Origin of the sequence: uncultured Cardiobacterium sp. (assembly GCF_938028825.1) — a bacterium.
GTDB lineage: Bacteria > Pseudomonadota > Gammaproteobacteria > Cardiobacteriales > Cardiobacteriaceae > Cardiobacterium.
This window is the reverse complement of the sequence record NZ_CALIZP010000017.1, coordinates 50,277-67,895: the sequence shown is the minus strand read 5'-3', so window position 1 is coordinate 67,895 and position 17,619 is coordinate 50,277. Positions and strand designations below refer to the sequence as shown.

The 17,619-nt window shown below is 62.9% G+C and carries 18 protein-coding genes, 2 rRNA genes and 3 pseudogenes; 9 read left to right on the top strand and 14 right to left on the bottom strand.

The features are described 5' to 3' along the window. Both Q0562_RS02345 and rrf read left to right on the top strand, forming a co-directional pair. Positions 1-140 (top strand): 23S ribosomal RNA (locus Q0562_RS02345); the annotation flags it as partial. A gap of 104 nt (positions 141-244) precedes the next feature. Beyond that, positions 245-360 (top strand): 5S ribosomal RNA (rrf, locus tag Q0562_RS02340). A 94-nt stretch (positions 361-454) separates the two neighbouring features. On the opposite strand, the pseudogene Q0562_RS02335 reads toward rrf, so the two are convergent. Then, positions 455-729, bottom strand: a pseudogene (locus Q0562_RS02335) (transposase); the annotation flags it as partial. Between the two features lie 222 nt (positions 730-951). Between Q0562_RS02335 and Q0562_RS02330 the strand changes: the two are divergent. Both Q0562_RS02330 and Q0562_RS02325 read left to right on the top strand, forming a co-directional pair. Continuing rightward, a pseudogene (locus Q0562_RS02330) lies at positions 952-1,224 on the top strand (IS1 family transposase); the annotation flags it as partial. Positions 1,225-1,413: 189 nt separating this feature from the next. Then, positions 1,414-1,899: pseudogene (locus Q0562_RS02325) on the top strand (IS5 family transposase); the annotation flags it as partial. Between the two features lie 14 nt (positions 1,900-1,913). On the opposite strand, the gene dusA reads toward Q0562_RS02325, so the two are convergent. Next, positions 1,914-2,891, bottom strand: coding sequence for a tRNA dihydrouridine(20/20a) synthase DusA (gene dusA / locus Q0562_RS02320; RefSeq protein ID WP_298640636.1), 978 nt, complete (start codon positions 2,889-2,891; stop codon positions 1,914-1,916). A 101-nt stretch (positions 2,892-2,992) separates the two neighbouring features. Here dusA and folE2 point away from each other — a divergent pair, with 101 nt between their 5' ends. Both folE2 and trmB read left to right on the top strand, forming a co-directional pair. Further along, positions 2,993-3,787, top strand: coding sequence for a GTP cyclohydrolase FolE2 (gene folE2 / locus Q0562_RS02315; RefSeq protein ID WP_298640634.1), 795 nt, complete (start codon positions 2,993-2,995; stop codon positions 3,785-3,787). Next, complete coding sequence (trmB, locus tag Q0562_RS02310; protein WP_298640632.1) at positions 3,784-4,458, top strand: tRNA (guanosine(46)-N7)-methyltransferase TrmB; 675 nt, start codon at positions 3,784-3,786, stop codon at positions 4,456-4,458. Before folE2 ends, trmB begins: the two co-directional genes overlap by 4 nt. A gap of 155 nt (positions 4,459-4,613) precedes the next feature. On the opposite strand, the gene Q0562_RS02305 is transcribed toward trmB, so the two are convergent. From Q0562_RS02305 to Q0562_RS02265, 9 genes are all read right to left on the bottom strand, one after another. Further along, the gene (locus Q0562_RS02305) at positions 4,614-5,630 is read right to left on the bottom strand and encodes a bifunctional nicotinamide-nucleotide adenylyltransferase/Nudix hydroxylase (protein WP_298640629.1); all 1,017 of its coding nucleotides are present in this window, start codon (positions 5,628-5,630) and stop codon (positions 4,614-4,616) included. Between the two features lie 149 nt (positions 5,631-5,779). Beyond that, positions 5,780-7,261 carry a Ppx/GppA phosphatase family protein gene (locus tag Q0562_RS02300; RefSeq protein WP_298640626.1) on the bottom strand — a complete coding sequence of 494 codons (1,482 nt, stop codon included), beginning with the start codon at positions 7,259-7,261 and terminating at the stop codon, positions 5,780-5,782. Then, entirely contained in the window at positions 7,258-8,031 is a 774-nt protein-coding gene (locus Q0562_RS02295) for a phosphodiester glycosidase family protein (protein WP_298640623.1), read from the bottom strand. The genes Q0562_RS02300 and Q0562_RS02295 overlap by 4 nt, the downstream gene beginning before the upstream one ends. 93 nt (positions 8,032-8,124) lie before the next feature. Then, positions 8,125-8,580, bottom strand: a complete 456-nt coding sequence (locus Q0562_RS02290; protein ID WP_298640621.1) for an NfeD family protein — start codon at positions 8,578-8,580, stop codon at positions 8,125-8,127. Between the two features lie 21 nt (positions 8,581-8,601). After that, positions 8,602-9,225 carry an NUDIX hydrolase gene (locus Q0562_RS02285; RefSeq protein ID WP_298640618.1) on the bottom strand — a complete coding sequence of 208 codons (624 nt, stop codon included), beginning with the start codon at positions 9,223-9,225 and terminating at the stop codon, positions 8,602-8,604. Beyond that, on the bottom strand, positions 9,222-9,605 hold the full coding sequence (locus Q0562_RS02280) for a hypothetical protein (protein ID WP_298640615.1): 384 nt from the start codon (positions 9,603-9,605) through the stop codon (positions 9,222-9,224). The genes Q0562_RS02285 and Q0562_RS02280 overlap by 4 nt, the downstream gene beginning before the upstream one ends. Further along, on the bottom strand, positions 9,602-10,132 hold the full coding sequence (locus Q0562_RS02275) for a hypothetical protein (RefSeq protein ID WP_298640612.1): 531 nt from the start codon (positions 10,130-10,132) through the stop codon (positions 9,602-9,604). The genes Q0562_RS02280 and Q0562_RS02275 overlap by 4 nt, the downstream gene beginning before the upstream one ends. After that, on the bottom strand, positions 10,129-10,890 hold the full coding sequence (locus tag Q0562_RS02270; RefSeq protein WP_298640609.1) for a hypothetical protein: 762 nt from the start codon (positions 10,888-10,890) through the stop codon (positions 10,129-10,131). Before Q0562_RS02270 ends, Q0562_RS02275 begins: the two co-directional genes overlap by 4 nt. Then, entirely contained in the window at positions 10,887-11,846 is a 960-nt protein-coding gene (locus Q0562_RS02265; protein WP_298640607.1) for an SPFH domain-containing protein, read from the bottom strand. The genes Q0562_RS02270 and Q0562_RS02265 overlap by 4 nt, the downstream gene beginning before the upstream one ends. A 163-nt stretch (positions 11,847-12,009) precedes the next feature. Between Q0562_RS02265 and Q0562_RS02260 the strand changes: the two genes are divergently transcribed. The 3 genes from Q0562_RS02260 to Q0562_RS02250 all read left to right on the top strand — a co-directional run bounded on the left by Q0562_RS02260 (position 12,010) and on the right by Q0562_RS02250 (position 15,182). Further along, positions 12,010-13,098, top strand: coding sequence for an ABC transporter substrate-binding protein (locus Q0562_RS02260; protein ID WP_298640604.1), 1,089 nt, complete (start codon positions 12,010-12,012; stop codon positions 13,096-13,098). A gap of 60 nt (positions 13,099-13,158) precedes the next feature. Continuing rightward, a complete protein-coding gene (locus Q0562_RS02255) occupies positions 13,159-13,650 on the top strand; it encodes a hypothetical protein (protein WP_298640603.1) in 492 nt (163 codons plus the stop codon). Positions 13,651-13,838: 188 nt separating this feature from the next. After that, positions 13,839-15,182, top strand: a complete 1,344-nt coding sequence (locus Q0562_RS02250; RefSeq protein WP_298640600.1) for an aromatic amino acid transport family protein — start codon at positions 13,839-13,841, stop codon at positions 15,180-15,182. A gap of 73 nt (positions 15,183-15,255) precedes the next feature. On the opposite strand, the gene icd is transcribed toward Q0562_RS02250, so the two are convergent. Genes icd through Q0562_RS02235 form a run of 3 tightly spaced genes read right to left on the bottom strand, consistent with a single transcriptional unit; the run spans position 15,256 to position 17,536 of the window. After that, the gene (gene icd, locus Q0562_RS02245) at positions 15,256-16,491 is read right to left on the bottom strand and encodes an isocitrate dehydrogenase (NADP(+)) (protein ID WP_298640598.1); all 1,236 of its coding nucleotides are present in this window, start codon (positions 16,489-16,491) and stop codon (positions 15,256-15,258) included. Between the two features lie 22 nt (positions 16,492-16,513). Then, a complete protein-coding gene (locus Q0562_RS02240) occupies positions 16,514-16,702 on the bottom strand; it encodes a hypothetical protein (RefSeq protein ID WP_298640595.1) in 189 nt (62 codons plus the stop codon). Positions 16,703-16,708: 6 nt separating this feature from the next. Next, positions 16,709-17,536, bottom strand: a complete 828-nt coding sequence (locus tag Q0562_RS02235; RefSeq protein WP_298640593.1) for a DUF1963 domain-containing protein — start codon at positions 17,534-17,536, stop codon at positions 16,709-16,711. Positions 17,537-17,619: the final 83 nt, after the last annotated feature.

Sequence of the window (17,619 nt, the reverse complement as noted above, 5' to 3'; positions counted from 1 at the left end):
AGCCCCTCCCAAGATAAGATCTCCCTGAGACTATAAGTCTCCTAAAGATCCGTTGAAGACTACGACGTTGATAGGCTCCATGTGGAAGTGCAGTAATGTATGTAGCTAAGGAGTACTAATAGATCGTGAGGCTTGATCATACAACGCTCAAGTTATTTCTAGCACTCAAGTTTAGTTGAAGCTAAAGTTTTGACTTTAACGACAGGAAGAAAATTATTTTGCAGGATTGAATGTAACCGGTTTTCCTGACGGTCATAGAGCTGTGGTACCACCTGAAACCATGCCGAACTCAGAAGTGAAACGCAGTATCGCCGATGGTAGTGTGGGGTTTCCCCATGTGAGAGTAGGACACTGTCAGGGTCTTATCAGGCCTCCGTAAAACGGAGGCCTTCTTTTTTGAATCTGTGGCGTAATGTAATGGACAGATTAGGTGTTAAAAGCTGCTGCCACCTGATTTTTTTAATGCTTCCTCAAGGAGAGGAGGCTGATGCAGTTTTCTCGGGGTTCGCTCCATCTCTGGAAGTAGGAATGAACGGTGCGCCATTTGGGGAAATCACCCGGCAAGGCACGCCAGGCACGACCGGTGCGCTGCATATAGAGGATGGCACAAAAAACATCGTACAGGTCCACTTTGCGCGGTGCTGTGCGTTTACGGGCGCTTTCCGGCAGGGGAAGGAGGGGCGCAAATTGCTCGCGAGTGATATCGTTTGGGTAGGTTTTTCTGTTCATATCGATAATTTACAGCAGAGACTCTTCGTACACGACAAAAACCTGCCAAACGGCGTCGTTACCGGCCTCGCCAAGCAAAAAAACCTCCCCCCGTGGGGGAGGGGTTGGGGAGAGGGCGGTAAAAATTTTCGCGTAGCGGCAACAACTGCCAAGCGGCATAAACGCTGAATCCGCCAAGCGGCGTCGTTGCGAGGATTTTTGTCGTGTACGAAAGCAGAGACTATGAACACGTTCTTAGAAGTTGACGAACTTTGGACTTTCGTTGGCAGCAAAAAGAACAAGGTATGGCTTATCTACGCTCATGACCGTGGCGGCGGCGAGATAGTAGCTTATGCCCGGGGGAAACGGGATATTGCCACGGTTAGGGAACCGGAAACGCGTTTAAACAGTCTAAAGATGACTTATGATAAGTGGCAGGTTTTCGCTGAAGTATTTGACTGTGAAAAATCGAATATTGGCAAGAAATATACGGTGGGAATTGAAGGCCATCATCGCCGTCTGAGACACCGGATCAGGCGGATTGTAAGGAAACCTGCTGTTTTTCAAAGAAATTGCTCTACCACTTCAAGGCCTTTAATCCGGCTTTTCACGACATCAACTGTGGCTTTGTCTAGCCCGGCATACTTTTCAGGCCACCACCGAAAAAATCAGGTGGTTGCCGCGCGTCGCAAGCGGGGGTGCCATGAAGAAACCACTTTCCTGATCGTTGATGCGCAGAGTGTGAAGAATAAGGATGCCGCCATGGAAAAAGGCTGCGATGCCGGCAAGAAAGTGAGCGGCATCAAGCGACACCTAGCGGTTGACACGCAGGGTTTGCCGCATGCCATTGCGGTGACGACGGCGGATGTTACGGATAGAAAAGGCTGCCTGATGGCATTGGAACGTGAGCGGGATAATCCTGGCGCGGTGCAAAAAGTCCTTGCCGACGGTGGTTACACAGGCGAAGTATTTGCGTCGTCGGTACAGGAGTTGATTGGTGCGGAGGTAGAGATTGCCAAACGCAACGAATTGCATCGGTTTAAGGTATTGCCGAAGCGGTGGGTGGTAGAGCGCAGTTTCTCTTGGCCGGAAAAGAACAGATGGCTGTGGAAAAACTGTGAGCGTAAGCTGAGTACCAGTCTGCAAATGATGGTTTTGGCTTTCTTGAGAGTCCTGCTGCGGGAACTGTGAACATGTTCTTACGGCTACGCCACAACGTCCACCGCCGCCAGTGCTTTGTCAAATACCGCGATGCCGGCATCTGCCGCGCGCGCTTCTTCGCTGAGGATGCGGCGGTATTGTTTCGCGCCGCGCACGCCGGGAAAGAGGCCGAGCAGGTGGCGGGTGTAGTGCGCGAGCGCTTCGCCGCGCGCCAGCGCTTCGACCAGCAGGGCGCGGATGGCGGGCAGCGCGTCGGTGAGCGTCCGCGCAGGCGCGCCGTAAAGTTCATCAACGCCTAGCAGCAGTTCGGGGTTCTGGTAGGCGGCGCGGCCGAGCATGACGCCGTCCACCGCCTGCAAATGGGCGCGGCATTCGGCGAGCGTGCTGATGCCGCCGTTGATGATGATGGTCAGCTCCGGAAAGCGCCGCTTGACTGCATGGACCAGCGGATAGTTGAGCGGCGGCACGTCGCGGTTGTCCTTCGGGCTGAGGCCCTGCAACCACGCTTTGCGCGCGTGGATGATAAAGACGCGGCAGGGGCTGCGCGCCGCCAGCGTTTCGACGAAATTGAAAACGCTGCGTTCGTCCTGTTCGTCAATCGCGAGGCGGTGTTTGACCGTGACCGGCACTGCGCCCGCCGCTGCCTGCATCGCGCTCAGGCATTCGGCGACCAGCGGCGCATCCGCCATCAGGCAGGCGCCGATACGGTTGTGCTGCACGCGGTCGCTGGGGCAGCCGACGTTCAGGTTGATTTCCTGGTAGCCGTAGGGCAGCGCAATTTCGCAGGCGCGCGCCAGCGCTTCCGGCTCGCCGCCGCCGAGTTGCAGGGCGCAGGGCGCGTCGGCGGCATGGTGCAGGTGGCGCGGCACGTCGCCGAAGAGTAGCGCGCCGCTTGTGACCATCTCGCTGTACAGGAAGGCGTGGCGGGAAAAAAGGCGGTGCAGGGCGCGGCATTGCGGCGTCGTCCAGTCGAGCATCGGTGCCACGCAGAAGCGGTGCGGATTTACGGGTTCAGATTGCATACATTCAGGAAAATAGCGGAAAGGCGCGCATCTTGCGGGCGCGGCGGTAGCGCGGTCAAGCGGCTATAATGCGCGCCTTTTATCCACAATCGAAAAGCATCATGACCGATACGACCATCCCTGACGTGCAGGGCAAACCCGATACCCGTCACATCGCCATCAGCCGCGTCGGCATCCGCGACATCCGCCTGCCGCTGCGCGTCGTCAACAAAGACGGCAGTACGCAGGACACCGTCGCCACCGCCGAGATGACCGTTGCCCTGCCGCATCACCAGAAGGGCACGCATATGTCGCGCTTCATCCATCTGCTGAATGAAACCGCCGTTATTGATCCCGCCACCTTCGCCGCGCTGCACACGGAAATGCTCGACCGCCTCAAAGCCGAAGCAGGCAGCATCGAACTCACCTTCCCGTTTTTCATCAAAAAACAGGCGCCGGTGAGCAAAACCGAAAGCCTGCTGGATTACCGCGTGCGCCTGCTTGCCGACGGCAGCCGTGCGCAATGTGAAGTGCGCGTGGAAGCGACCGTCGCCGTCACCAGCCTCTGCCCCTGCTCGAAAGAAATCTCGAAATACGGCGCGCACAATCAGCGCTCGCACATCATCATCAACGCCCTCTACGACCCCGCCGCGCCCTTTGCCATCGAAGAGCTCATCCGCATCGGCGAAGAAGAAGGTTCCTGCGAAATCTGGGCGACGCTGAAGCGGCCGGATGAAAAATACGTGACCGAGCGCGCCTACGAGAACCCGAAATTCGTCGAGGACATCGTGCGCGACGTTGCCGCCCGCCTGAACGCCGATGCGCGCATCCAGGCGTATCGCGTCTCCTCGGAAAACTTCGAGTCCATTCACAACCACTCCGCCTACGCGCAGATCACCTGCGACAAACGCGTATGACCATCCGCAGCTTCGTCCTGCGGCAGGGACGCATCACCGGCGGCCAGGAACGGGCGCTGGCCGAACACTGGCCGCGCTACGGACTGGACGTGGATGAAAACTTGCGTGTGGACGCGGCAAGCCTCTTTGGCGACGCACGCGAACTCATCCTCGAAATCGGCTTCGGCAATGGCGAGAGCCTTGTCGCAATGGCAGCCGCCGCCCCGCAACAGGGCTTCGTCGGCATCGAGGTGCACCGCCCCGGCGTCGGCCACGCGCTGATGCTGGCGGCAGCGGCGGGCATCAATAACCTGCGCGTCATCCGCCACGATGCCGTCGCCGTCATCCGCGACCACGTGCCGGACAGCACCCTCAGCCGCGTGCAAATCTACTTCCCCGACCCCTGGCCAAAAGCGCGGCACCACAAGCGGCGCATCGTGCAGCGCGCCTTCACCGACCTCCTCTGGCACAAACTGCGCGCGGGCGGCGAAATCCACTGTGCAACCGACTGGGAACACTACGCCGCATGGATGCGCGACGTCTTCGCCGGCGATCCGAAATGGCAGAACCTTGGCGGCGATGACGGCTTCGCGCCCCGCCCCGCCTGGCGTCCGCAGACCAAATTCGAGCGGCGCGGCGAGCGCCTCGGCCACGGCGTGCGGGATTTGCGCTACCGCAAGAAAGAGGCATAAAAGAAAACCCGCTGCGGCGGGTTTTTTCATGCCGTTTGCCGGGGCCGGTATTCACCGCCTGCTGCGTGTTCATAAGGAAAACGGCAGGCGAACGCCTGCTCCTGCTCCGGGAAAATGACGCACCAAAAACAGGACGGGCTCATGGACGCGTGCTGTCAGCTGCCTTGTGCGAGGGCATCGCGAATGAGGTGGTAATGGTCGTCGTGGAAGCGGTCGCGACGTAAAGCGGTGAGCGGGTACCAGCAGGCTTTGGCGGCGTCATCCGCCGCCTGCACGGGCGGCAGGGTGCCGTCAAGATGGTAGCGGTGCACATGGGTGATGACGCGGCCGATGGCGCTGCGGTCGGGGCGGTCGGCGGTGCGTACGCCGATGAGGGCGGCGGGGTCAAGGCGCAGGCCGGTTTCTTCATGAAGTTCGCGCAGGGAGGCGGTGAGCAGGGTTTCATCCGGATTCAGGAAACCGCCGGGCAGCGCCAGCAGGCCGCAGCCGGGCTGACCGCCGCGCTCGACGAGGAGGATGTGGCCGTCGCAGGTGATGAGGTTGTCCACGGTGACGAAGATGGGCGGGTAGGGGCTTGCCGCCCAGGATTGTTTGTAGTCGTGAACGTAGCGGGTTTCTGCGGCGACATAGCGGTAGGCGGCGGTGCCACGGAAGGTGTGCAGGGCGGCTTCGACGGCAGGCGGCAGGGCGGGTTCATGCCAGTCTTCGCCGTCAGTGAGCAGGAAGTAGCGCTCGCGCAGCGGCGTGGCGCTGAGGTCGCGGTAGCGCGGCGCGCCGAGATAGCCCCACTGCGGGAAGAGACGCAGATAGTAGGAGCTGGCGTCTTTTTCGTAGCCGTAGAGGGCGACGGTGGCGTCCGCCGTGCCGCGTGCGGCGAGGACGTCGGCGACGGTGCGGCTGACTTGCGCCACCCAGCGCCCGTCGTGATAGGGGTCGTCATGGATGGGGCGCAGGGTAATGCGCAAGTTTTCCTCCGCCGTCAGGGCGGCGCGGATCATCGCTTCGCGCTCGGCAACCGTCCACGGGTTGCGGCTGCTGCGCGCCGCGTCCGCCGAGCCGCAGAGGATGATGAGGTGGTCGGCATGGGCGAGCGCGCCTTGCACCATGTGCAGGTGGCCACGGTGGAAGGGCTGGAAGCGGCCGATGTAGATGAGAGTGTCGTAGTGGGGCATGGGCTGTGTCGGTTGGGGATGAAGGGCGGCATTGTATGCCGCCGGGGGCGGTTTGGTGGCCCGCTTGCGCCGGCCCGCAAAGCAGGGGAGGCGTCTTTTCTTCCCGCCCTGCGGCTTGGGGTGCCCCAAGCGGTGTTGGGGCGGCGGTTTTAGGCGAAGTCGAGGGTGTAGGGGCTTTCCGCCTGCCACAGCGCCTGGTCTTCCTGCAAGTCGGCGCAGGTCAGCGGGTGGGCGGCGAGGTAGCCGTCCGGGAAGCGCAGGCGGTAGGTGTCGCCGAAGCGGCGGATGTCCGGGTAGTCGATGGCGGCAATCGGGTTGCGGCTGCGCTGGATGAGGACGGCAAGGCGCAGGGCGAGGGCGTTTTGCCAGACCCAGGCGTGGTGCGCTTCCGGCAGGGCGGCGATGTCTTTGTCGGGGATTTTGCGTTTTTGTGCTTTGACGAGGATGGCGGCGATGTCCTGCATCAGGCGCGAGTAGCCCGGCATGTCGGCGTTTTTCAGGATGTAGGCACCGTGTTTGTCGAGGTCGTGCCGGGCGATGGCCCAGCCGATTTCGTGCAGGGCGGCGGCGTAGCCGAGGAGGGGGGCGAAGCGCGGCGGGGTTTTTTCGGGCAGCTGGCGGTTGAGGTGGGCGGCGAGGGCGGCGACACGTTCGGCCTGGGCGGTATCGACGCCGAAGCGTTGTTGCAGGGCGTGGGTGGTGGCGTCGCGTTCGTCGCGTTCGCCCTGCGGGTCGTCGCGGCGCATGAGGTCGATGAGCACGCCTTCGCGCAGGGCTTCCTGGCTGACGATGGCGTCTTCGATGCCGAGGTGGCGGTAGAGGGCGGCGAGGATGGAAACGCCGCCGGTGAAGCCGTAGGCGCGCGCTTCGTCCACGCCGAGCTTTTTCGGCAGTTTGTCGGCGCTGCCGATGTCGGCGAGTGTGTCGAGGAGGCCGTCGAGGGCGGCGCGGCTGATGTGGTCTGTTTTGAGGACGCGGGCGATGGCTTTGGCGGTGCCGCTGCTCAGCACGACGCGCTGCCAGGGTGCCTGGTCGAGGTAGGTGCGGATGTGCGGTTCGATGATGGTGCCGGCGTAGTCGCGGGCTTTTTTGATGGCGGCTTTCGTGATTTTGCCTTTGGCGAAGTGGCGGCGCGCCATGTTGGCGCAGCCGATGGCGAGCGAGCGCAGGGTTTCGGGGGTGCTGCCTGCGCCGAGGATGATTTCGGTGGAGCCGCCGCCGATGTCGATGATGAGGCAGCGCTCGCTGATGTGGTTGTGGGTGCTGACGCCGAGGTAGATGAGCACCGCTTCTTCGCTGCCGCTGATGATTTCGATGGGTTTGCCGAGCGCGGCTTCGGCGGCGGCGAGGAAGGCGTCGCCGTTGGTGGCGACGCGCAGGGTGTTGGTGCCGACGGCGCGGCAGTTTTCTTCGGGGATGTCGGCGATGCGCTGCCCCATTTGGCTGAGGGCGGCGATGCCGCGCGCCCAGGCGGCGTCATCGATACGGTTGTCGTCGTCCAGCCCTTCGCCGAGGCGCACCATGTGCTTGATTTTGTCCACGACGCGGATGCCGTCCGTGTCGGCAGAGGCGATGAGGAGGTGGAAGCTGTTGGAGCCGAGGTCGAGGGCGGCGTAGGTGTTCCGGTTCATGGTTTTTCGGTGGTGATGGCGATGATGCCCACGAGGTGGGTCCAGTGGAAGGTGCTGCTGATGGTGGGGATGTACCAGGTGGAGAGGGTGCCGTCGAGGTAGAGCGCCTGTTCGCAGCCGAGGTGTTGCAGGGCGGCGGCGAGGCGGTAGAGGCTCGGCCATTCGCCGTCGAAACCGTAGTTTTCGCTGAGGATGAAGTAGAGGCCGCCGTCGGCGGTGGTGCAGACGGCGTTGCGTTTGTGCGGGCTGCTGTGGGTTTTGTTGAAGCGGCGGTTGATCTGGCCGTCGAGGATGAGGAGGGGGCCGGACTGGAAGGCCCATTGCGGGCGGTGGTTGCCGAGGCGGTAGGCGGCGGTGGTCTGGATGCGGGCGCGGCCGTTTTCTATGTAGAAGACGCCGTTCGGCTGGAGGTGGAAGTTGCCTTTGCCGTTACGGGTGTTGAGCGGGACGAGGGTTTGCCCGTTTTCAATCCAGAGGCCGGCCGGGGTGTCGTCCGCGCTGTAAATGCCTGCGTTGGTGAGGAAGGCGACGTCTTTGCCCGCCGCTTCGAGGTTGCGGCGCAGGGTGCCGAGGCCGGCGTAGGCTTTGCCGTCCGTCCCTTTCCAGTGCAGGGTGAGGCGGGCGGGGTCGGCGCGGTAGATGCCGTAGCGCACGTTCTGGTAGGTGATGTTGGCGTAGGCACCGCCCGCCGCCAGCGGTTTGAGTTCGGGCATGGCGGCGCGGGCGGTGAGGGTGAGGCAGGCGAGGAGGAGCAGGAGGAGGGGTTTCATGAGGGGTACCGGGCGGGAAAGCGCGCGAGTGTTCGTGATGCGGGGCGGTTTCAACCCACTGCGCATGATGCGGGCGGTGGGGCAGGGCGCGCGCTACGGGTTGGGCGCTTGTTTTTTGCGGTAGTGCAGGCGGTTGTCTTCGGCGGCGGTGATGATGATGGTGCTGCCGGCGGGCAGGTTTTCGCCGCTGATGGTCCACAGGCTGTCGCCGATTTTCAGTTTGCCGTAGCCGTTTTCCACCGGGGTGTCGAGGGTGTATTCGCGCCCGATGTACAGCGCGCCGCGTTTGTTGAGCAGCGAGGCGGCGTCGTTTTTGTTGCCCTGCCAGCGCCGCGCCAGTTGCCGCCAGAGCAGGATGGCGATGAGTGAGAGCACGGCGAAGATGCCGCCCTGCCAGTGCCAGTCGAGGCCGGGGGCGGCGAAGGTGATGATGACGAGGGCAAGCGCGGCGAAGCCCCAGAAGAGGAAGAAGAAGGAGACGGTCAGCACTTCAATGAGCATGAAGACGCCGGTGAGGATGAGCCAGTTCCAGTATGCGGGTTCAAACATGGGATTTTCCTTGTGGTTGGGTCAGTCAAAGGGCGGTTGCCAGTGGGGATCACGCCAGGCGGCATAGCAGAGGGCGATGTGCGCAGCGGTGGTTTTGCTTTCGTCCAGCGGCGGCAGGTCGCCTTCGCCGAACCAGGCGCTGGCAAGGGTTTCGTTGTTGGCGCGGAAGGCACCGCCCGTCGCGCGGCAGAGGATGTGGATGTTGCAGATGGTGTGGGCATGCGGGCGCGGGTGGTGTCTGGCGTAGTCCTGCACGGCGATGAGGCGTTCGGGGATAACGTCCAGCCCGGTTTCTTCTTTGGTTTCTTTGGCGGCGTTTTCGCCGATGCTGTGGTTGATATCCGCCCAGCCGCCCGGCAGCGCCCATTGGCCGTCGTTTTCTTGTACAAGGAGGATTTGGGCGGCGTCGTTGATGATGGCGGCGCGCACGCCCAGTTTCGGGGTCTGGTAGCCGGTTTCGTTGCAGAAGAGGTCGCGGATTTTGGCGGCGGGCAGGTCTGTGTGGTGGTGCAGGATATCGGCGGCGATGGCGCGGATGCGGGTGAAGCGTTCAATGTCAAAGGGGTCTTTGCTGTACGCGAGCCCCGCCTGGGCGAGGCTTTGCAGTTCGGTGGCCCAGTCGAGCCAGGGCGGGCGGGTGTTCATGGGGCAATCCGGCGGTAGCCGAGGTGGTGCATCCATTCGCGCAGGAGCAGGATTTCGGCGGCGTAGGCGGCGCTTTCCGGCAGCGGCGGCAGTTCGCTTTTGTAGCGGTAGCCCGCGAGGACGGCGTAGGCGGTTTCCAGGGTTGCGCTGCCGATGCTGCCGCCGGCATCCTTCGGCAGGTCGCCGAGCGGGAGTCTGCCGCTGACGGTGAGGGTGTCGCTGTCGTGCAGGGTGTCGCGCAGCGGCGAGATGCCGTCTTCAACGCGCATGATGGCGGTTTCCCAAGCGGCGTCGTTTGGCGGGTAGGGGGTGAGGAGGCGGGCGAGGTCGGCGTGGCGGACGGTGATGGGGGCGGCGTCAAGGTCGAGGCGGGTGTTCATGGCTGTTTGTCTGTCTTGTCGGCGGGTTCGGGCGGGGTCAGGCTTTCCGCCAGGGCGGTCTGGGCGTCGCGCGAGCCTTCTTCCGCCGCCTGTTGCAGCCAGTGTTCGGCCTCGCTGCGGTTTTTGTCCCAGAGGTAGTTCATCAGGGTTTCTTCGGCGGAGAGGTGGTGCTGGCCGGCGGCTTCGCGCAGCCAGGTCAGCCCGGCGCGCCGTTGCACGGGGTAGGGGGAGTTCAGGTATTCGAGGCCGAGGCGGTACTGCGCTTCGGCGTTGCCCTGCACCGCTTGCTCTTGCCAGCGGCGGATGGGGGCGTCATCGTCATCGTGTGCAGTTTCTGCCGCCCGGACGGGCAGGTCGGTGATGGGGATGTTGATGGTTTGGGTGGTGTCGCGGCGGAAGAGGCCGGGGTTGTAGAGGTAGAGGGCGAAGGTGGTGGTGCTGATGAGGACGAGTGCCGCCCCACCCAGCAAGCGGCTGTAATACCAACGGTCGCGGTTTGTCGGGTTGTCGGGCGGGATTGGGGTCATTGTCCTTGTCCGTGGGTGGCGCGCAGGTAGGTGTCGCGGGCTTTTTTCTGCCAGATTTCCGCCTGCACCGGGCTTTTTGCGACGCACTCGCCGCTGCGGTACAAGGCGGACAGTTCGCCGCTTGCCGCCCAGTCACCGCCGGCGGCGGCCTGTGCGAGCAGTTGCCGGGCGACGGGGCAGTTGCGCACGACACCGTCCCCGCGCAGGTAGTGATAGGCGAGGGTGTTTTGTGCGGCGGTGCTGCCTTTTGCGGCGGCGCGGCGATACCAGTAGGCGGCCCGGCGGCTGTCGGCGGGGATGCCGATGCCCTGGTCATAGATGGCGGCCAGTTCTTCGATGGCGGGCAGCAGGTCTTGTGCAGCGGCGCGGCGGATGAGGCTGATGGCGTAGATGCGCACGGGCGGCGACGGGCTGTTGTATCGCTGCATTTCCGGGGCGTCGTAGGTGATGACGCCGTCCGTGCCGTAGAGGGTGATGCGGCCGAGGTGGTATGCGGCTTCGGGCAGGCGCTGGGCGGCGGCCTGTCGCAGCAGCGCGCGGGCCTTGTCGCGGTCGGCGGCGACACCCGCGCCTTCCAGGTAGAGGACGGCCAGGTTGTATTGCGCTTTGCCGTCGCCGTCTGCGGCAAGTGCGGTGTAGATGCGCGCGGCTTCTGCCGCATCCCCCCGGTCAAACGCGGCTTTTGCCGCTTCCAGCGGGGTTTCTGCCGCCGCCATCAGGCTGAGGGGGAGGAACAGGCCCAGCACCGGCCGTTTCATGCATGTTTGCCCGGTGTCTGTTCGTTTTTACCCTGTTTGAACATTTCGGCGATGCCGCCGAGGGCGCCGATGATGCCGCTCGCTTCCATCGGCATGAAGACGGTTTTTTGCTGCTCGCTTTCGGCGAATTTGGCCAGCGCGCGCACGTATTCCTGGGCGACGAAGTAGTTGATGGCATTGGTGCCGCCTTCGGCGATGGCTTTGGAGACCATGTCCGTCGCCCGCGCTTCGGCCTGCGCCTGCCGCTCGCGCGCCTCGGCTTCGAGGAAGGCGGCTTCTTTGCGCCCTTCGGCTTCAAGCACCTGCGCCTGTTTCAGGCCTTCGGCGCGCAGGATTTCCGCCTGGCGGTGGCCTTCGGCTTCGAGGATTTGCGCGCGCTTGATTTGTTCGGCCTTTTTCTGCCGTGCCATCGCGTCCACGAGGTCGGCGGGCGGGGTGATGTCCTTGATTTCGACGCGGGTCACTTTCACGCCCCAGGGATCGGTGGCGTCATCAATGATGGCGAGCAGGCGGACGTTGATGGCGTCGCGCTGCGATTGCAGGTCGTCGAGGGTCATCGAGCCGGCGACGGTGCGCAGGTTGGTGGTGGCGAGGTTGAGGATGGCGAGTTCGAGATCATCCACCGAATAGCAGGCTTTGGCGGCGTTCGTTATCTGGAAGAAGACGATGCCGTCCACCGTGACCTGCGCGTTGTCTTTGGTGATGACTTCCTGACGCGGCACATCCAGCACCGTTTCTTTCATGTTCACCTTGCGGTCGGCGCTTTCCCACAGCGGCACGATGAAGTGGAAACCGGGTTCGAGGGTGCGGTTGTAGCGGCCGAGACGCAGCACAGTGCGCTCCGTGCCCTGATCGACAATCTGGATGGCACGACGGCCGAACCAGAAAGCGAGGATGATCAGCACGATAATGAAGATGGTGCTGCCGCTAAACTGGGAGGCGAGACCGCTGGGCATGATGAGCTCCTTGTGTTGGTGAAATTTGTGGAAATTATAGCCGTTTCGCCGCAAGCTGACATGGGGAACCGGATAAGAAACAATCGCATCCATGCGGCTGTTACCCTATAATCACAAATGCACACCCGTGCCCATTTTCCCCCTTGCAAACAAAAGGTTCCCCATGAAGAAACTGCTTCTCGCCGCCGCGCTGACCCTGAGCGCCATGACCGCCCACGCCGACCTCACCGCCATTGACGTGAAAGGCCGCACCGTGACCATCCCCAAGGCGCCCGAACGCGTCGTTCTCGGCTTCTATTACGAAGACTACCTTGCCGTCGGCGGCAAGGACGCCATCGACAAAGTCGTGGCACTGGCGCTCTCCACCTGGAAAGACTGGCGGCCGCAGCAATATGCGCTTTATGAAAAAGCCCTGCCGAAGCTGAAAGACATCCCCGACATCGGCAACACCGAAGACGGCACCTTCTCCATCGAAAAAATTATCGCCGCCAACCCCGACCTCGTCATCCTCGGTGCCTGGAACTACGACGCCCTCGGCGAATCGGTCAAACAGCTGGATGATGCGGGCATCCCTTACGTCGTCCTCGATTACAACGCGCAGACCGTGGAAAAACACGTAACCTCCACCCTCGCCCTCGGCACCCTGCTCGGCCAGGAAGCGCGCGCCAAAGAGCTGGCAGACAACTACAAGAACGCCTTCGCCGACATCGAAAAACGCATCGCGCCGCTGAAGCCGTCGTCGAAAAAGGTGTACGTCGAACTCGCGCAAAACGGCGCGGACACCTTCGGCAACAGCTACGGCGACGGCATGTGGGGCGCGCTCATCACCCAGCTCGGCGGGCAGAACATCGCCAAAGGGCAAATCGGCAGCTACGGCCCGCTCAGTCCCGAATACATCATCAGCGAAGCGCCCGACCTCATCTTCCTTGCCGGTTCCGAATGGTTGAACAAGCCGCAGGCGGTGGCGGTCGGCTTCGGTGCCAACGACAAAACCGTGAACGAACGCATCGCCGCCTATCTCAAACGCCCCGGCTGGGCAGATCTGCCCGCCGTGCAAAAAGGCGACGTCTTCGCCATCTACCACGGCGGCGCGCGCACCCTTTCCGACTACGTCTATGCCCAGTACATCGCCAAGCAGCTCTACCCGGACGCCTTCAAGGACGTTGACCCCGCGCAGAACCTGCGCGATTACTACCAAAAATGGCTGCCCATCCCCGCCGACGGCGTGTTCATGACGCAGTACCACAAATAACCCCGCCGCCTGCACGGCAACGTGCGGGCGCATCCAGCACCGCACCGGAGAACCCGCCCCATGATGACCCTCTGGCTGATCCTGCGCGACAGCGACGGTAACGAAACCGCCGTGGAAGAAGACCTGCCCGGCCTCTTCTTCGCCGAAGAAACCCTGGACGACCAATGCGACGCATTGGGCGTCACCCGCATCAGCGAGTTTGTCGATGGCAGCGAAATGGTTGAGGATATGGATGATTTTCTCGACAGCGACGAATTTGCCGCCAGCCTTGCCGACTTCATCGCAGAAAACGGCCATGCCGAAGAGATGAACGCGCTGGCGGATGAAATGCGCGCGGATCGCAGCCGTGTCGAACCCGAATGGCACGACCCGCAAGGGCTTTTGCGCAGCATCCGCGCCCTGCGCGCGCATTACACCGCCCACCCCGGCGGCTTCGACGAAGCCGATGAAGCCTGCGCCCTGGAAGACGTGCTGGACGACATCGAGAAGCTCGAACCCGTGCTGCAACAGGCCGTCGCCAACGGGCAAACCGTGCACCTGCGCCTGTTGTAGAAGTACCAGAAAGCGGGCTGTGGCTATGCAGGCATGCCTTCTTATGCGGTCTGACCGCTCGCGACAAGGGTACTGGCGAAAGCCACAAGCCGGAATCCGGGCCGGTGCGCCGGATCACGCCGCGCCTTGCTGTGGATGTATCCATTCCGCGTGACCACCCCAAAGCATCAACATTCAGGAGCTTTATCGTGAACAAGACACTGGGCACCGCCCTGCTGGTATCCGGCACCATGATTGGTGCCGGGATGCTGGCCATGCCGCTGACCTCGGCGGGCATCGGCTTCACCTTCACCGTCGTCCTGCTGCTTTCCCTGTGGGCGCTGCTCACATACAGCGCGCTGCTCTTCGTCGAGGTGTACCAGACGACGGAAAGCGACGCCGGCATTGGCACCCTCGCTGCCCTCTACTACGGCCACGCCGGACGCATCATCGCCACCACCGTGATGTTCATCTTCCTCTACGCCCTGCTCTCCGCCTACATCAGCGGCGGCGGTGAAATCCTGATGCAGGCGACGCAAAACTCCGGGCTGGTCGGCGATTCCGGCATTTTTGCCAGACTGGCGGCTTCCGTCCCCTTCCGGATACAGGGCGGCGGCAACATCGTCAGTGCCATCCATGCCCTGGAACTCGACAGCCGGCCGGTCATCTTCGCCGGAATCTCGCCCGAGACCACGCTGAAAATCTTCATCGGCATCTTCACTGTCTTCTTCGGCTCCTTCGTCATCATCAGCACCAAGGCGGTGGACGGTTTCAACCGCCTGCACTTCTTCGCCATGCTGCTGGCGCTCGTCGTCGTCATGTGCGTGATGTTCCCGAAAGCAAGCCTGCATAACCTCACCGCAATGCCGCTGGATAACGCCCTGATCATCTCGGCTGCGCCCATTTTCTTCACTTCCTACGGCTTCCACGGCTCCATCCCCTCGCTGAACAAATACCTCGAAGGCGACGTGCGCGCGCTGCGCATCGCCATCATCGGCGGCTCGGCCATCACCCTGTGCGTCTATATCCTGTGGCAGCTTTCCACCCACGGTGTGCTGAGCCAGGCCCGGTTCACCGAAATCCTCAAAGAAAACCCGACCCTCTACGGCCTGATCGAAGCCAGCCGGCAAATCACCGGCAGCAACATCATCGCCGGTGCCGTGCAAATCTTCTCCGCCCTCGCCCTCATTACCTCCTTCCTCGGCGTGGCGCTGGGCCTCTTCGACTGCGTCGAAGACATGCTGCGCAAGGGGCTGAACATCAAGGCAGGCCGCTTCCTGCTGGGTGCCATCACCTTCCTGCCGCCGGTGCTGTTCGCCTACTTCTACCCCGACTTCATCGCCGCGCTGAGTTATGCCGGGCAAATGTTCGCCTTCTTCGCGGTGGTGCTGCCGGTCGGCCTCGTCTGGAAAGCGCGCCGCCGCCACCCGCACCTGCCCTACCGCGTGCCGGGCGGCGACATCGCGCTTATCGTCGCCCTCATCATCGGCATCATCGTCGCCATCATCCCCTTCTTCGTGCAGGCGGGATGGCTGCCGCCGGTGGTCGGTTGATTCATACGCGGCAACCACCGCCACAAAAAAGGCAGACCTCACGGTCTGCCTTTTTGCCGCCCAAGCGGGCTGTTTAGCCGTTGATGTTTGCAATCAGCGCGTCGGCGAAGCCGCTGGTCGAGACTTCGGTTGCGCCTTTCATCAGGCGGGCGAAGTCGTAGGTGACGGTTTTGGCGGCAATCACCGCCGTAAAGGCGCGGTTGATGATGTCGGCGGCTTCCTGCCAGCCGAGGTATTCCAGCATCATCACCCCGGAGAGCAGCAGCGAGCTGGGGTTGACGCGGTTTTTCCCGGCGTGTTTCGGTGCGCTGCCGTGGGTGGCCTCAAAGATGGCCAGCCCCGCGCCGATGTTCGCCCCCGGCGCGATGCCGATGCCACCCACCTGGGCGGCGAGGGCGTCCGAGAGGTAGTCGCCGTTGAGGTTCGGGGTGGCGATGACATCGTATTCCGCCGGGCGCAGCAGCATTTGCTGGAACATGGCGTCCGCGATGCGGTCTTTGATGACGATTTTGCCGTCAGGCACCACGCCGCCGTGTTTTTCCTCCACGTCTTTTTCGCTGATGGTCTGCGCCGGGAATTCGTCGCGCGCCACTTCGTAGCCCCAGGTGCGGAAGGCGCCTTCGGTGTATTTCATGATGTTGCCCTTGTGCACCAGGGTTACGCTTTTGCGCTTGTGGGCGATGGCGTGTTCGATGGCCATGCGCACCAGGCGTTTGCTGGCAAATGCGGAGATGGGCTTGATGCCGAGCCCCGCGCCCTCGAAGAAGTGCGCGCCGAATTCGTGGCGCAGGAAGTCGGCGAGCTTCTGGTTTTCGGCGCTACCCGTGGCGTATTCGATGCCCGCATAGACGTCTTCGGTGTTTTCGCGGTAGATGACCACATCCACTTCTTGCGGGCGCAGCATCGGCGAAGGCACGCCGGGGTAGTGGCGCACGGGACGGACGCAGGCGTAGAGGTCGAGCGTCTGCCGCAGGCTGACGTTGAGCGAGCGGAAACCGCCGCCGACGGGGGTGGTAAAGGGGCCTTTGATGGCGATGCGCAGTTCGCGCAGGGCATCGCGGGTGCTGTCCGGATAGTAGCTGCCGGTTTGGGCGTAGGCGGCTTCGCCGAGCGGCAGTTCGACCCAGTGGATGCGGCGGGTGTCGCCGTAGGCGCAGGCAACGGCGGCCTCCCAGACACGCCGCGCCGCCTGCATGATTTCCGGGCCGATGCCGTCGCCGGCGATGCAGCCGATGCGCGGGTGATTGGGGACGTGCCATGTACCGTTGTCGTAGCGGATGTGTTCGCCGGAGGTTGTCGTAGTCGTCATGATGGACTCCTGGGGTTGGGGGTTAGAGGTGGGGATGCACTTTCCACAGCATATGGGCGGCAATGATGAGGAGATAGAGGCCGAGGGCGCGTTGCAGGGCGCTATCGGGCAGGCAGTGCGCGGTTTTCACACCCAGCGGCGCGAGGCTGGCGGTGCCGAGGGCCAGCGCGCCGACGGCGAGCAGGGGGAGGAGGGTGCTCAGGGTAAACATGGCTTGCTAGCCGCAGTCCCAGTTGTACCAGGCGCGCGCGAAGCGGCGGGCGGTGAGGTCGTCCGGGTCGATAAAGAAGGCGCCGACGCCGATGTCGCCCCAGCACACCTCCACCCCTTCGCCGACGCAGGAATCAAGCTGGAAGAGGAGGACGGAAGCGGCGAGGCCGCTGTGATAGAAACGCGGGTCGGTCTGGGTGAAAAAGGCGTGACCGTCGAGATGGCTCGTGCCCTGTTGCGCGAAGGCGGCGTTGATCACATCGCTGTCGCAGCGGTTCAGCCATTGTCCGTATTCCAGGTCGTAGAGCGCGGCAAAATCGGCGGTTTCGCTGAGGAGGTAGTGCGGCGCGGGCGGGGCGAAGTGCATGGCGTATTCGGCGGCGGCGGGGTGATACCACTCTTCCCCCTGCACTTGGTCGAACAGCGCCTGCTGCGCCGTGCGATCCAGCGACGGGACGGCGGTGTCGGCGAAATAAACACAGCGGTAGCCGCTGCTGTTGCGCAGGTCGTCGAAATCCTGCCCCAGCACATCGTCGTAAGCATCAATATAGAAAGCGAGAATGCCGTGCGGCGGCAGAGCGAGCGCCTGCGCCGCGCCATTGGGCAGTTCGTCGAGGTTAATTTGCGCCAAAAGCGCCAGCGGCCGCCCTGCGGCATTGACGGGGCAGGATTGATCTTGCGGCCAGTAACCGATGCCGCCGACGCGTGAAGCGGTGAGCGGCAAATCATCGGCCACGCGCAGATGGTAAGAGACGGAGGGGCGCGCCGTGGCGCGGATTTGCGTGAGTACGTCGGCGGGAAGGTGTGGCTGTAACAGGGCGATGATGTCGGTCATTGAGGCTTCCCGGTTGGGATGTGGGATCATTGTAGGGCAAGGGGGTGTTTGTTTTTCTGTGGCGGGGGTGTGGCAGGCGGTAT